The following is a 13,507-nucleotide window of genomic DNA, read 5'->3' as shown; positions in this document are numbered from 1 at the left end:
GCTTGCCGTCCAGCATGCCTTCGGTCGGCGACAGGACCGCATCGAATCGAACGGCGGAGGGATCGGCGCCCGCAGCGCGGATACCGTCCAACGGGGCGCGATAGCCCAGGTGCTTGTCGAGCAGCCCCATCCTTAAGCCTTTATCCGCAGCTTGTTGATCAGGTCAGAGAGGTCGCCCACCGTCTGCACAGTGGCCAGGCGATCCAGAGGAATCGATAGGTCAAACCGATCCTCAAGCTCCATGACGATGTTCATCAGCGCAAGCGAGTCCACCGCCAGGTCGCGGGCGATGTCGGTTTCCGGGGTCACCTGCACGCTACGGCCGAGGACCGTTTCGGCGGCCCGCGCGACTTCACGGACGGTCAGGTCCGTCGCCAGTTCCACCATACGTGAGCCCCCCATCGGCTCTTCACTGCTTACGCCAGCCGCGTACCTAACCATGTCCGACCCGTTTTTCTACCGTGCGATCAAGGGTCGGTCACAAATCCGCAGCTAATGTTTCATCCATGCCGCAGTGCGGTACCACGACACTGTGTCGGAAAATCCAGCCCTTAGGTCGTACTTTGCGGGCCCAATGCCAACTGCACGCTCCTCCGGCGCGACCGCCCAGTTTGGATGCAGCAGCTCTCGGACCTTGGCCGAGGTGAGCATGGGGGTCACGCCTGCAACGGCAGTGAAATCATTTGTGATTCCGATGGCGTGGATTAGCGCCTTCGGAGCCGGCGCGAAGCGCGGCGTACGGCCGCAGGCCCGCGCCGCCTCGGCCATCAGCTCACGCCAGCCGTAGCCCTCCGGACGGTCGTCGGTGAGGGCGAAAATGCGGCCCGACGGCCGCGTTGCAGCAAGGGCCACGGTCTGCGCCGCCGCGTCGCCGACGTGGATCATCGACACCCGGGCGGTCCCGCTCAGCAGCGGCAGGAGCGGGCTCACGGCGGCCGCCTGGAAGACCGGCAGCAGTTCGCGGTCGCCCGGTCCGTAGATCGCGCAGGGCCGCACGACCGTGAGGCGCTCGCCCAGGATGTCGGCCATGGCGACCTCGCCGGCGTGCTTGCTGGCGCTGTAGTGCGAAAGACCGGGCTCCCGCGCGGTCAGGCTGGAGACGAAGACGACATGCGGCGCCGCAGCGGCCGCCTGCGCCACGCGGCGCGCGCCCCCGACGTTCACGGCGTCGAACGCGGCGCGGCTGCGGGCCTTCACGAGGCCGGCCGCATGGATCACCACGTCGGCCCCCGCGCAGAGGCGGGCGAGCGCGGCATCGTCATCGAGATCGCCGGCGACCACCTCGGGCGTCAGGTCGCGCCAGAGCGGCTCCACCGGATCGCGGCGCGACAGGATGCGGACGCCGAAGCCCATCTCGCCCAGCGCGCGGACGATCTGGCGGCCGAGGAAGCCCGTGGCTCCCGTGACCGCCGCGAGCGGCCCGCTCGCGACTTGGCGGCTCAGGCCGGCTCCTCCTGCCTGAAGGCGCCGGCCAGGAAGAGGGCGCGGGCCTTGGAACGCGAGAGCTTCCCGGACGAGGTCTGCGGCAGGGTGTTGTGGCCCACCAGCTCGACCCGGGGCTCGACACCGTGCCGCGCGCGGAGCAGGGCGGCCACGTCGTCGGTGAGCGCGCGCCGCACTTCCGGATCGCTGGAGCGGGTCTGCACCAGCACCACCAGCTGTTCGGCCGCGTCGGCGTCGATCGAGAAGGCCGCGACGTCGCCGCTGCGCAGCCGCTCGATCTCGGATTCAGCCGTCCATTCAAGATCTTGCGGCCAGACGTTGCGGCCGTTCAGCAGGATCAGGTCCTTGGCGCGCCCGGTGGGCGTGATCTGGCCGTCGGCGAGGTAGCCCAGGTCGCCGGTGTCCAGCCATCCGTCGGCCGACAGCGCCGCGGCGGTTGCTTGGGGGTCGCCGAAGTACTCGCGCATCAGGCTCGGCCCGCGCACGAAGATGCGGCCCACGCGGAGCTCGGGCAGGACCCGCCCGTCTTCGTCGCGCACCTCGAGCTCGTGGTCCGGGAAGATCGCGCCGCACCGCACGAAGGCCCGTGAACGCGCGCTCGCGCCGGCCTTGACCACGCCGTCCTTCTCCATCCGGTCGACGTCAATGGTGTCGAAGATGAGGCCCTTGCCGAGGGGGCCCATCGTCAGGCCCAGCGTCGCCTCGGCCATACCGTAGCTCGGGACAAAGGTCGTGGAGGCAAACCCCGCGGCGGCGTAGCGCTCGGCGAACGCCAGCAGCGGGCCGGGCCGCACCATGTCGCCGCCGCAGCCGGCGACGCGCCACGCCGAAAGGTCGAGGCCTTCGCGCGTGCCGTCGCCGCGCTTGGCGCAGAGCTCGTAGCCGAAGGAGGGGCTGTAGCTGATCGTCCCGCGGTTCTTCGACATCAGGTCGAGCCACAGCAGCGGGCGGCGCACGAAGGCGCTGGTCGGCATCAGGTCGATCGACATCTGCACCGACAGCGGCATGAGCAGGAACCCGACCAGGCCCATGTCGTGGTAGAGCGGCAGCCAGGAGATGGCCCGGTCCGCGGCCGTCACCTGGAGGCCGTCGCGGGTGGACGCCAGCGCATTGGCCATCAGCGCCCGATGGGTGCAGAGCACGCCCGTCGGGTTTCGGGTGCTGCCCGAGGAGAACTGCACGTAGCAGGGATCGTCCGCCTCCGGGGCGGGCAGGTCGGCGGCCGGCGCGTCGGGCAGCTCGGCCACGGTCATCGCCAGCTTCACGCCGGCGCTCTCGGCGGCGTCCTTCAGCCAGGGCTGCAGGGTCTCGGGCCCGAACACCGCGGCGGCGGCGGCCGAGGCCAACATGCGGCCGATCTGCTCGACATAGGCGTCGCGGCCGCCCAGCGGGGCCGGCAGCGGCAGGGGCGCGGGCGTGATCCGGGCGTACTGGCAGGCGAAGAAGGCGGTGACGAAGTCGGCGTCGGTCTCGGCCACGAGGCCCACGCGGTCGCCCGCCTTCAGGCCGGCCGCCAGCAGGCGCGAGGCCATGGCCCGGGCGCGTTCGCGCAACATCGCGTAGGGGAGGGCTTCAACGAGTTCGCCGCGCAATCCGTAGAGGTTGAGGCCGGTCGGACCCTGGGCGGCGAAGTCGAGCGCCTCGATGAGGGTCGCAAAGCCGCCCTGGCGGAACGGCCTGTCCGGTGCAGTAGGGGTAACGGTCAATCGTCGCCTTTCAGTCGTTCCTCGAGATCCGGCGCGGGCGTCGCCGCCGCGTGCCGAGTCCCGTTCTCTCTGAGGATGAACCACAGCATGCCCAGGGCAAGGGCGCCTGCGGCCGCAGCCAGCCCGGCGCCCGCGCCTATAAGGCCGAACTGCTCAACGAGGAAGGGCAGGGTGGCCAGGAAGATGGCGCCGACCGCCAGCCGGACGCGCACGGCGGCCCCCGGCTTGCCCAGCGAAACCAGCATCGGCTCCAGCGGGATCGCGAAGATGCCGATGACCGCGGCCCCCACCTGCCAGGTCATCACCTCGGCGGCCGGCGCGAACGCCTTGCCCATCACCAGCGCCAGCAGTTGCGGCCCGGCGAAGGCGCTGACGGCCAGCATGACGAGGCCCATACCGCCGGCCAGCAGGCCCACGTTGCGGGCGAGCCGCCACATGGCGTGTTGCCGATCCTCCGCGCGCAGGCGGGCCAGCTCGGGATAGAGCGCCGGTGTCAGCAGCTTGGCGGGCTTGGCCAGCGCGTCGGCCACCTGGCGGCCCACGCGCCAGAACGCGGCCTGCGCCGGGCCCACCAGCGCGCCCACGATCAGGGTCGCCACATGGGTGAACGCCACGTCCAGCGCCGAGGCCATGTTGGTGTTCCAGGCGAAGCGCCAGGCGCCGGGCATGCCTTCGGTCAGCGGGCCGCGCCAGGAGAAGTCCTTGGTCAGGCCGCGCCGGCGCAGCTCGACGAAGGCCGAGCCCGCGAGGTAGATCCAGCTTCCGACCGTGCCGACCGCCCAGGCCAGCAGGAAGCCCTCCATGCCCGCGCCCATCAGCAGCGCCACGACGCTGCCCACGGCCCGGAGCAGCGAGATCAGCCCCGACTGCCACGCCAGCACGTCGAACCGGTCGAACAGGCGCAGCAGGCCCATCGGCGTCGCCGAGACCATGAAGGCGATCGAGAGCGTGTAGAGCGCCGCGGCCGGCGCATCGTCGGTCCCCCAGCCCAGCGCGCCGGCGAAGGCGAAGGCCCCGATGAGGCCCACGGCGATCCCGAAGGCGGTGCTCGCCAGGTCGAGGAACAGGCTGAAGCGCAGCACGCGCTGGAACTCGGCCGTCCGGCCTTCGCCCAGCGGCCGGGCGCCGTACTGCAGGATCGTCTGCCAGGACTGGAACTTGACCACCTCGCCGAGGAACTGCGCGAAGGCCTGGATCAGCACCAGCACGCCCAGCTCGGCGGCGCCCAGCGCGCGGGCGGCGATGGCGATGGCGATCAGCCCCAGGATGGCGTTGACCGTCCGCCCGCCCAGCAGCAGGCCGGCGTTGGTCACCACACGCCGTAGGATCGGCCGGACGCCGGCGATCTGCTCCGCCTGGGATGCGCTCATGCGCGGACTTGCGACTCCTGTGGCCGTCCCGAACGGCGGCGCGCCCTCAACTACCCCCTAGCACGTGTCGGCGCAAAGCCGGGCGCGACCGGCGCGCGCACGTGGACGCCTCCGCGAGCCGCCCCGTTACGTACGAATCCCCGGTGGGCGCTTCTCGCCCGCCGCCAGCGGCGCCATTCTGTGCGCGGACGGAGTGGGGAGCGTAGATGCGAAGATTGCCCGCAGCCTTTGTGGCCATGGCGCTGGCCTTGGCCGCCGGTCCCGCCGCCGCCGAGATCCGCGCGCTGATCGTGGCGGTGTCGAAGTATGCCGAGCCGATTCCGTCACTGGAAGGCCCGCCCAACGACGCCGCGGCCCTGAAGGGCCTGCTGGAGGAGCAGGGCGCCACGGACATCACCTCGCTCGCGGACGGCCAGGCGACGCGGTCCAACATCCGCGCCGCCCTGGAAGCGCTGGGCAAGCGCTCCAAGCCCGGCGACTGGGTGATCTTCTTCTACGCGGGCCACGGGGCGCAGGCGAAGTCGCGCGACCCGACCGAGACCGACGGCATGGACGAGTTCATGGCCCTGGGCGGCTTCCGCGTCACCCGGCCCGACACGAACCAGTACATCCTCGACGACGACCTGCGTGGCTGGCTGGTCAACTTCTTCCCGACCACCGTGAACGTGCTGCAGATCGCCGATGCCTGCCATTCCGGCACGCTGAACCGCGCGATCGTGGCGCCGACGCCGTTCAAGAAGCGGACGGCGCTCGACAATCCGATGGCCATCTCGCTGCCGCCCAGCCCGCCCGACCCGGCGCGGCTGCCGCCCTCGAAGTCGGATCCGCCGAACCTCGTCTACGTGGGCGCCGCACAGGACAACCAGTTCGCCCTGGAAGGCCCGCTGCCCCGCGGCGACTCGCCGTCCCGCGGTCTCCTGACCTACGCGCTGGAGGGCGCGCTCAAGGACCGGCGGCCGAACGGCAACCTGGTCTCCGACCTCGACAATAACGGCCAGCTCTCGCTGGCCGAGCTGGCCTCGACGCTGGAGAGCCGCACCCGCGAGCTGTCGTCGACCCAGCAGTGGTCCAGCGCCGCCGTCCCCGCCCGCAATGAGCGCAGCGTGATCTTCCAGCCGCTGAAGGCCCCGCCGGCGGACGAGCGGCCGATCGAGGTGAAGCCGGCCGACGACGCCGCCGCCGACCTGCTGGGCGGCCGCGGCCCCTGGGCCTCGATCCCGCGCGGCACGCCCGACCTCACCTGGAACGCCAAGGAAGGCTGGGTCACCGACAGCCGCGGCGACCGCGTGGCCGAGAACCTGAAGACGCCGGAGCAGCTCACCGGCGTGATCATGAAGCGCCGGGCGATCAGCCAGCTCGCCGGCTCTGCCAACGAGCGGCAGGTCAAGGTCGACATCGGCCCGCGGCCGAAGGGCCAGCTCTACAAGAACGGCGAGAGCGTCGACCTGGCGGTGACTCATCGGGGCGGCGCGGCCTATCTCACGGCCTTCAACCTGGCCAGCGATGGCACCGTGCAGATGCTCTACCCGCTGGCGGGCGAGGGCGAGGGCCTGATGGGGGCCGGCCAGTCGCGGGTGGTGATGGCCCGCACCAAGGCGGTCGCGCCCTTCGGCGTGGACAATGTGGTCGCCATCGTCACGCCCGCCGAGCCCAAGGCGCTGCGGGCGGCGTTGCGCCGGATCGACGGCAAGCGCGACGCCATGGTCGCCGCTGGCCTGGTGCGTGACGAACTGGACCAGGCCAAGGGCCAGGCGGCGATGGCGCTGGGCGAACTCTACACCGGTCCGTAGCTAGTGGGCGGCGACGTAGGCGTCTAAGGCGGCCTTGGCCTCGGTTGTGCAGCCGCCCGACTGCACGACCAGGATCTGGTCCAGGCTGACGAGTGTCGCGGGGTCCGGACAGACGCCCGAACGGCGGCCCCCGAACGTCTTCGACGTTGGCGGTGGGTCGATCAGCATCCTGAACTGCGCGAGCCGCGTCGGATCGGCAGGGGCGCCGGCGCGCGGCGCCACCGCGCCCTCCGGGCCGCCGCGCAGAGTGGTGACCTCACCGCTGGCGTTGATCAGCCGCAGCGTCTGGCCCGCGCTCAGCGCCACACGCTGGCCGGCGTTCAGCTCCAGGCCGGGCCGGACGGATGGGTCGGTGGACCCCACGACGACGTAGTCGCCGGCGCACGCGGCGCCGGTGACGCCGGTCGCGAGAACCAAGCCCAGGATCGCCTTGCGCATCGCCCAGCCCCTTGCAACAGCCGCCAGAGTGATCCCGCCTTGGCCGTGGCGGGTCAAGGGCGCGCGTCTCCCCTTCGGAGAACAGGGATCGCCCGAATTCGTGGGGTCGCGAAACTTGCTTTCGCGGAGCGGGTTGCCAACGCCGCGATTTTGCGTATTTTCCGCGCCCTCGCCGTCGGCGCCCCTCAGGGGTCCGAAGCCGGGACGGGTGCTTAGCTCAGTTGGTAGAGCAGCTGACTCTTAATCAGCGGGTCGAGGGTTCGAATCCCCCAGCACCCACCATTCCTCCGAAGATCGAGACTTAGCCCTGCGGGGCCGCGCGCGCGGTGAGCGCCCCACACGCCTCGGCGGTATGGCCCAGGCGCCGAACACCTTTGCGTGTAGTTGGCCCCTGGTCGCGGGAAACGGGCGCCAGAACAACTATAACGACGTTCGGCGCCACGGCGCCGCTGGAAACCGCACCTGCAGAAGGGGGACCCTGATGGCTGACGACAACACGCCTGCACGGCGCTCATGCGGCACGATGGCGGAGTTCCACCGCCTGGTCGAGCTGGACACCGGCTACCGCGCCCGGCTGGCGGGCATCGAGGAGGCGACCCAGAAGGCGCTGGCGCGGATGAACGTCGCCAAGCTGAAGGCCGTGACGGTCCCGATGGTCGTCCACGTGATCTACAAGAGCGCCGACCAGAACATCAGCGACGCCCAGATTCAGAGCCAGCTGGATGTCCTGAACGCCGACTACAACGCCACCAACGCCGACCGCCCCGGCGTGCCGGCGGTCTGGTCGAGCCTGGTCGGCAACGCGAAGATCAACTTCAAGCTGGCGAAGAAGGACCCGGGCGGCGCGGCCACCGGCGGGATCATCCGCAAGAAGACCAAGATCGACGGCTTCGGCCAGGACGACGGGATGAAGTTCGCCGCCTCGGGCGGCTCGGACGCGTGGGACACCAAGCGTTATCTGAACATGTGGGTCTGCGACCTGGCCGGCGGCCTGCTGGGTTACGCGCAGTTCCCGGGGGGACCGGCGGAAACCGACGGCGTGGTCATGCGCAACACCGCTTTCGGAACCAGCGGCATCGCCGAGCCGCCCTTCAACCTAGGTCGCACGGCGACCCACGAGGTGGGCCACTTCCTCAACCTGCGGCACATCTGGGGCGACACCGAGGACTGTTCGGGCAGCGACCTCGTGTCGGACACGCCGCGTCAGCAGTTGCCCAACTACGACGAGCCGGCGTTCCCGCACATCTCGTGCAACAACGGGCCGAACGGCGACATGTTCATGAATTACATGGACTATGTGAACGACCGTGCGATGTTCATGTTCACCTCCGGCCAGATCGCCCGCATGCGCGCGACGCTGTCGGGTCCGCGGAAGAACCTGGTGAAGGACGCGGCGTTGAGGACCTGAATGCCCGACTTCGACACCGCCGCCCTGCTGCAGCGCTGGACCCACTCACACGAGGAGGACACGCCGGGGCGGATGGTGTTCCGGCCGGGCGGGTGGCGCTTCCCGCCCTCGCGCGGCCGGCGATCGTTCGAGCTGGGGCCGGACGGCGCCCTGCTGGCGAGCGGTCCGGGACCCACGGACAAGACGGTCGTGACCGACGGCCGCTGGCGGCTGCGCGAGGACGGGGTGCTCGAGCTGGAGCAGCAGGGCCGACCGTCCGAGTTGCGTCTGGTCGAAGTGGCCGCCGACAAGCTGGTGGTCGAGCGCTAGGACCAACGGTTCCGTCCGCGCGGTGGCCGAGAGTCGGCAAAGCATTGAATTTGCGAGCCCTCCTCCTCGATGGAGGAGGGTTGGGTGGAGGTGCGGCCGCTGAGCTGCGCAGATGGCGCAAGCGGGCGCCGGCGCCCAAGGGCGTTCCAAGCGTCACCGCCCTGCGCACACCTCCATCCCCGGCCCTTCCTCCATCGAGGAGGAAGGGAGGCAGCCTCCTTCCGGCCACGCCCAAGGGAATGTCGCTTGGTCCTAGCCGACCTCCACCTCCCACTCGATGTAGAGCCCGGGCTCTACCTTGAAGGCGGCGTTGGTCGCGGCGGCCTCGTCATCGCTGCGGACGACGACGGCGCTGCGCGCGGTCATGGCGTCCACCAGCGGCCCTCGCGGGATGTTCGGCCACTGGGTCATCGACCGGGTCGGCAGGAAGGCCGTGTAGGGCCCCCGGATCACCTGTTCGACCAGCGAGCGCGGCGTGGCGTTCTCGCTGCCGTGGTGGCCCACCTTGTAGAAGGTGGTCCGCGCCAGCAGCCGGGCGCACCGCGGCTCGTCGAGCGCCGCCTCCCAGCCGCCCCACTGCGCATCGCCGGGGAACAGCAGCCACTGGTCGCCGATCTCGAACATGAGGATCAGGCTGGTGTTGTTGACGGCCCGGTCGATGGCCGCCGCCAGGTCGCCGTCGGGCTCCTCGGCCAGGAGGTTCACCGCGCGCTCGTCGGCGGACTCGAAGGTCCAGCCCATCTTCGCGTGGTTCACCGCGTCCTTCGGCAGGCGCCACGACGCACGGAAGGCGCCCTGGGGCTCGGGAACGGGCGGTGCGTCAGGCGCCGGCGCGGCCTTGGCCGCCGCGCGCCGGGCCATCCGGGTGAGGAACACCTCATCGTGCGGGGGCTGCATGCTGGCCATGGCGGCTTCGCTGCGCGGCGGGCCCAGGACGTGGATCTTGAGGCCAGGAACGCCCGGGAGGGTGCGCGCTTCGCAGACGGTGTCCTTGAGCGGCAGGAAGGTCCGCGGCGGGGCGCCCGCAAAGCCGCGATGCAGCGTCGTCATGGCCGCCTCGTTGGTGAGGGCGTTCAGCGCCATGGCGAGCGCGTTCACGTCGTCGACGCCGTCCGCCGCGTCCTCCAGCGGCGAGGCGTCGGCGTCGAACGCCGCCGGGCCCACGGCGCGCGCCAGCGCCAGGGCGAACGACGACTGGCCGTTGCGGATGCGGGTGGCGTCGAGGTCGTCCGGGTCCTCGGTCCAGGGCATCCAGACGGCGCCGACCTGCACGTTTCGCCAGGCCGGGTCCTTGAAGCCGCCGACGTGGTCGCGGTGCCGGTGCGTGCAGACCACGAGGTCGATGGTGGGCGGCCCCTGGCGCGGCGTGCAGGTCTTGATGACGTCCTGGGCGACGCGCGAGACCTGGTCCTTGCCGTCGGTGATGCTGCCGCAGTCGATCAGGATGTGGCGGTCGCGGCCGTCGCCGCCGCGGAGCGACAGCAGGAAGCAGTCGCCGAACCCCATCCGGTACATCCGCACGTGCAGGGTCCGGGTCATCTCCAGCGCTCCCGGTGCAGGGAGCGGAGGCTCATCCTGACGTTCATGCGCTGGGCCAGCTGGGCGTCGCCCATGTACGGGAACAGCGGATCGCGGGCGTCCAGCGCGCTCACGTAGCGCTTCAGGGCCTGCACGCGGGCGGGCGCCTCGACCGCCATCGAGCCCACCAGGTGGGGGCCGGGCAGGGGCTTGCCGATGGCGTAGCTCAGCACGCCGTCGGCGCCGATCACGATAGTGGTGCCGCCGCGGACCTTGATCCCGCCCAGGATCGCATCGAACTCGCCGGTCGGGTTGGTCTGCACGAACTGGGCGATGATCTCGATCACCGGCTGGCCGGTCGGCGCGGTCCGGAAGACGCCGTTGACGCTGTAGAGGTAGATCGGGAAGTCAGGGCTGAGCATCAGCTCCTTCAGATGATCCTGGGCGAACGTCACGAGCGCGTCGCGGATCTCGCGGCTGACGCCGCGACGGGCTTCGCTGTCGTCCCCGGCCTCGGTGTCCTCAGGGATGGCGGGGTTGTCGGGCGGGGCGCGGCGCACGAACAGCCGCGGGTCGGTGCTGGTCTGGGTCGCCGAAGCGGCCTCGGCAGCGAGGTAGCGCGACAGCGCCGAGCGCAGCTTCCGCGGCAGCGCCATCGGATTGTCCGCGATCGGCCACCGCAGCGACTCCTCGGCCAGCGAGATCACGCCCGTCGGATGGATGCCGCGCCGCCGGAACCCCTCTATCAGCGCCGCGCGCTGGCCGGTGTTGTCGCCGGGGTTGAGCTCGAAGTCGGCGGTGACCAGCGCCCGCAGGTAGTCGCCGAAGGTGACATCCACCGGCGGCAGGTAGTCCAGCGCGCGGATGCATATCGACAGGTGGCTCTGGGCGATCCGCGCGGTCTCCACGGCCAGCCGGTTGGCGAGGTAGGGGGACAGGTCGCCGGGGGGCAGCTCGCCGCGACCGTCGGTGGCGATGAGGATCAGGTCCCGCGTCCGCTCGGCGTAGCTGGTGAGGAAGCCGTCGAACACCGCCGCCACCAGCACCGCGCCGCGGTCGTGCGCCTCGGTCGCCTGGTCCAGCGAGGCGCCGCCGTCGTCGAGCGCCGTTCGCAGGGACTTTCCCTCGCCGGTGGCGAAGCCGAACTGCCGGGCCAGGTCCACGAGCAACGTAGGCTTGCGCAGGTCGGCGCGGGTCTTCCGGATCTCGGCGGCCAGCAGGTCGGGGAACGAGAAGTGCTGGAACAGCGCCACGAGGTCGGCGAACCCCTCGTGGAACGCCGGCGCGTCGGGGTTGGACGGCTCGAGGAAATAGCGCTTCAGGCGGTCGAGGACGGCATGCGTCATCTCGTGGGCGATGATGTCGTGGCTGAGGCACGAGTAGATGGTCTGCCCCGGCAGGTTCGTGCCCACGTCGCCGGCGTCGGCGGCGAAGTAGCCGAACAACAGGGCGTGCAGGTCGCGGTCGTAGAAGGCGTTCCGGCCGCGGAAGGCGTGCGGCAGGATCCGCAGCCGCTTGCGCTTGGAGCCCTTGCGCATGCTGATCCGCCGGCCCAGAGCGCGGTCGAAGTTGGCCAGCGTCCGCGAGGCGACCGCATAGACCATCTGCTGGTGAAAGCGCGGATCCGCCTCGGACGGCTGCAGTCCGCCCTGCATCAGGATCGCCGGGTCGTCGAGGTCGATCTGCGGGTAGTAGGCCTGGACGTAGCCGTCGTAGTCGACCACCTCGATGCGGTCGCCGACCGGCCCCGGCTTCAGCGGCTCGAACTCCACCTCCAGCGTCGTCCGGGCGGCGGGCTCATAGCCACGCGTCGGGTCGGTGGTGTAGATGCGCAGCGGCCGCGTCGCGGGCCAGGGTATCGGTCGTTCCCGGGGCGTCCCCGCGGGTAGTTCCGGCGCCTTCGCCATCCTGGCCCCCGATGCGAAACGCGAACTTTCACAGGTGCGCAACTGGTGCGGGTAGCGTACTGCCCGGGCCCCCGGGCCACAACGACGTTGTGATCAAGGCTTGAGGAGAACGGAATGGACGGCGGCGCCGTGGACTTCGACTACCTGGAGGGCTTCGCCGCCGGCGACATGCAGGTGGTGACCGAGGTGCTTGCCCTGTTCCAGGGCCAGGCCGAGGGCTGGCTCCAGCGGCTCGACAATCCTGCGGATGGCTGGCGCGACCTCGTCCACACGATCAAGGGCGCCTCGCGCGGCATCGGCGCCCGCACCCTGGGCGACGTGGCGGACCGGGCCGAACAGGGCGATCCCAGCATGGCGCCTGAGGTGCGCTCGGCGCTGAAGGACGCCCTGGCCGACATCGAGGGCTACCTCACACGCATCGGCGGCGGCTGAGGCGTCCGGACAGGAAATCCCGCCTGTCCCGACGCGACGGGATTTGCGCGAAGGGCTGATCCGCCGCCCTGTCGCGATATGACAACCGACACCGCCGACGCTGACGACACCTTCGCCGCCCAGGCCCTCGAGTTCGCCAAGACCATCGGCGCCGCGCTCGCCATCGCGCTGGTGCTCCGCGTCGCGCTCTTCGAGCCCTTCACCATCCCCTCGGACTCAATGGAGCCCGGGCTGCGCACCGGCGACTACATCGTGACCTCGAAATGGGACTACGGCTGGAGCCGCCACTCGATCCCGCTCAGCCCGCCGCTGTTCGGGGGCCGCATCCTGCAGGCGCAGGGTCCCCGCCGCGGCGACGTGGTGGTCTTCAAGCTGCCGCGCGACCCGCACGAGACCTGGATCAAGCGGGTGATGGGCCTGCCGGGCGACCGTGTGCGCTTCGTAGGTGGGCTCGTCTACGTGAACGACCGGCCGATCGCCCAGGCCGACGGCGGCCTCACCACCGATCCCGGCGCGCCGGACGTCACCGTGCAGCGGAAGATCGAGCAACGTCCCGACGGCCGGTCCTACGTCACCTTCGACCGCGGCCCGCTGCACGACGGTGACGACACCGGGACCTACCTCGTGCCCGAGGGCCACTACCTGATGATCGGCGACAACCGCGACAACTCTCTGGACGGCCGTTGGCCGGGCTCGGTGGGTGTCGGCTTCGTGCCGGCCGAGAACATCGTCGGCCAGGCGCGGATCGTGCTGCTGTCCTGGCGCGGGGCTTCGATCCTGAAGCCGTGGACCTGGCTCAACGTCGACCTGAGCCGGTTCTTCCAGAGTGTGCGCTAGCGGCGGTACTCGTCCAGCGTCAGCACCCCGTCGTGGTTCGCGTCGAGCTGGGCGAAGGCGGCGCGGCGCAGCAACTCGGCGGCCGCATCGGTGGCCGGCTGCCGGGCCAGGGAGGGCAGGGCGACGGCGCCGACGGCCGCGGCGATCAGGGCCCCGACGATCAGGCGGCCCCGCTTCGGCGCAGGCCCGGCGATCTCGCGGTCGATGTAGCTGCGCAGCGCTTCGCTGGCCGAGCGCCCGTCCCGCTGGCAGCGGGCCATGAACGCCTGTTTGGCCTCATGCGGGATGCGGATCTCGAGCGACTCGCTCTTCTTCGGCGGCCTGGGGTTTCGCATGGCCGGATTCCAAC

13 protein-coding genes and 1 tRNA gene are annotated in these 13,507 nt (G+C 70.8%); 6 read left to right on the top strand and 8 right to left on the bottom strand.

Annotated features, from left to right (window positions below; translation table 11 throughout):
• Positions 1-132 precede the first annotated feature (132 nt).
• The 4 genes from VGD44_RS09650 to VGD44_RS09635 form a co-directional block, all read right to left on the bottom strand.
• Positions 133-384, bottom strand: a complete 252-nt coding sequence (locus VGD44_RS09650; RefSeq protein WP_331086326.1) for an acyl carrier protein — start codon at positions 382-384, stop codon at positions 133-135.
• A 108-nt stretch (positions 385-492) separates the two neighbouring features.
• Complete coding sequence (locus VGD44_RS09645; RefSeq protein WP_331086324.1) at positions 493-1,443, bottom strand: NAD-dependent epimerase/dehydratase family protein; 951 nt, start codon at positions 1,441-1,443, stop codon at positions 493-495.
• Entirely contained in the window at positions 1,440-3,149 is a 1,710-nt protein-coding gene (locus tag VGD44_RS09640) for a fatty acyl-AMP ligase (RefSeq protein WP_331086322.1), read from the bottom strand. The genes VGD44_RS09645 and VGD44_RS09640 overlap by 4 nt, the downstream gene beginning before the upstream one ends.
• Positions 3,146-4,519 (bottom strand): lipopolysaccharide biosynthesis protein, encoded by a 1,374-nt coding sequence (locus VGD44_RS09635; protein ID WP_331086320.1) that lies wholly within the window; start codon positions 4,517-4,519, stop codon positions 3,146-3,148. Before VGD44_RS09635 ends, VGD44_RS09640 begins: the two co-directional genes overlap by 4 nt.
• A 206-nt stretch (positions 4,520-4,725) precedes the next feature.
• Between VGD44_RS09635 and VGD44_RS09630 the strand changes: the two genes are divergently transcribed.
• A complete protein-coding gene (locus tag VGD44_RS09630; RefSeq protein WP_331086318.1) occupies positions 4,726-6,309 on the top strand; it encodes a caspase family protein in 1,584 nt (527 codons plus the stop codon).
• On the opposite strand, the gene VGD44_RS09625 is transcribed toward VGD44_RS09630, so the two are convergent.
• A complete protein-coding gene (locus VGD44_RS09625) occupies positions 6,310-6,747 on the bottom strand; it encodes a hypothetical protein (protein WP_331086316.1) in 438 nt (145 codons plus the stop codon). It lies immediately after the preceding gene.
• A gap of 206 nt (positions 6,748-6,953) precedes the next feature.
• Between VGD44_RS09625 and VGD44_RS09620 the strand changes: the two genes are divergently transcribed.
• The 3 genes from VGD44_RS09620 to VGD44_RS09610 all read left to right on the top strand — a co-directional run bounded on the left by VGD44_RS09620 (position 6,954) and on the right by VGD44_RS09610 (position 8,464).
• Positions 6,954-7,029, top strand: a tRNA-Lys gene (locus tag VGD44_RS09620).
• 199 nt (positions 7,030-7,228) lie between these two features.
• Positions 7,229-8,155, top strand: coding sequence for a zinc metalloprotease (locus tag VGD44_RS09615; protein WP_331086314.1), 927 nt, complete (start codon positions 7,229-7,231; stop codon positions 8,153-8,155).
• Complete coding sequence (locus tag VGD44_RS09610) at positions 8,156-8,464, top strand: hypothetical protein (protein ID WP_331086312.1); 309 nt, start codon at positions 8,156-8,158, stop codon at positions 8,462-8,464.
• A gap of 252 nt (positions 8,465-8,716) precedes the next feature.
• On the opposite strand, the gene VGD44_RS09605 is transcribed toward VGD44_RS09610, so the two are convergent.
• Positions 8,717-10,003, bottom strand: coding sequence for an MBL fold metallo-hydrolase (locus tag VGD44_RS09605; protein WP_331086310.1), 1,287 nt, complete (start codon positions 10,001-10,003; stop codon positions 8,717-8,719).
• Positions 10,000-11,889, bottom strand: a complete 1,890-nt coding sequence (locus VGD44_RS09600) for a hypothetical protein (RefSeq protein ID WP_331086308.1) — start codon at positions 11,887-11,889, stop codon at positions 10,000-10,002. The genes VGD44_RS09605 and VGD44_RS09600 overlap by 4 nt, the downstream gene beginning before the upstream one ends.
• Positions 11,890-12,003: 114 nt before the next feature.
• Here VGD44_RS09600 and VGD44_RS09595 point away from each other — a divergent pair, with 114 nt between their 5' ends.
• Positions 12,004-12,321, top strand: coding sequence for an Hpt domain-containing protein (locus tag VGD44_RS09595; RefSeq protein WP_331086306.1), 318 nt, complete (start codon positions 12,004-12,006; stop codon positions 12,319-12,321).
• 78 nt (positions 12,322-12,399) lie between these two features.
• Complete coding sequence (lepB, locus tag VGD44_RS09590; protein ID WP_331086304.1) at positions 12,400-13,158, top strand: signal peptidase I; 759 nt, start codon at positions 12,400-12,402, stop codon at positions 13,156-13,158.
• On the opposite strand, the gene VGD44_RS09585 is transcribed toward lepB, so the two are convergent.
• Positions 13,155-13,493 (bottom strand): hypothetical protein, encoded by a 339-nt coding sequence (locus tag VGD44_RS09585; protein ID WP_331086302.1) that lies wholly within the window; start codon positions 13,491-13,493, stop codon positions 13,155-13,157. The two genes, lepB and VGD44_RS09585, sit on opposite strands and share 4 nt — an antisense overlap.
• Positions 13,494-13,507 lie beyond the last annotated feature (14 nt).

This window comes from Phenylobacterium sp., from assembly GCF_036402295.1.
GTDB lineage: Bacteria > Pseudomonadota > Alphaproteobacteria > Caulobacterales > Caulobacteraceae > Phenylobacterium.
The sequence above is the reverse complement of the archived record's forward strand: the minus strand, read 5'-3'. Positions and strand labels throughout refer to the sequence as shown.

Excerpts from the sequence above, each read along its gene's own strand:
- VGD44_RS09625 (WP_331086316.1), bottom strand. The coding sequence starts at position 6,747 with ATGCGCAAGGCGATCCTGGGCTTGGTTCTCGCGACCGGCGTCACCGGC.
- VGD44_RS09605 (WP_331086310.1), bottom strand. The coding sequence starts at position 10,003 with ATGACCCGGACCCTGCACGTGCGGATGTACCGGATGGGGTTCGGCGAC.
- lepB (WP_331086304.1), top strand. The coding sequence starts at position 12,400 with ATGACAACCGACACCGCCGACGCTGACGACACCTTCGCCGCCCAGGCC.
- VGD44_RS09610 (WP_331086312.1), top strand. The coding sequence starts at position 8,156 with ATGCCCGACTTCGACACCGCCGCCCTGCTGCAGCGCTGGACCCACTCA.
- VGD44_RS09630 (WP_331086318.1), top strand. The coding sequence starts at position 4,726 with ATGCGAAGATTGCCCGCAGCCTTTGTGGCCATGGCGCTGGCCTTGGCC.
- VGD44_RS09585 (WP_331086302.1), bottom strand. The coding sequence starts at position 13,493 with ATGCGAAACCCCAGGCCGCCGAAGAAGAGCGAGTCGCTCGAGATCCGC.
- VGD44_RS09635 (WP_331086320.1), bottom strand. The coding sequence starts at position 4,519 with ATGAGCGCATCCCAGGCGGAGCAGATCGCCGGCGTCCGGCCGATCCTA.
- VGD44_RS09615 (WP_331086314.1), top strand. The coding sequence starts at position 7,229 with ATGGCTGACGACAACACGCCTGCACGGCGCTCATGCGGCACGATGGCG.
- VGD44_RS09600 (WP_331086308.1), bottom strand. The coding sequence starts at position 11,889 with ATGGCGAAGGCGCCGGAACTACCCGCGGGGACGCCCCGGGAACGACCG.
- VGD44_RS09595 (WP_331086306.1), top strand. The coding sequence starts at position 12,004 with ATGGACGGCGGCGCCGTGGACTTCGACTACCTGGAGGGCTTCGCCGCC.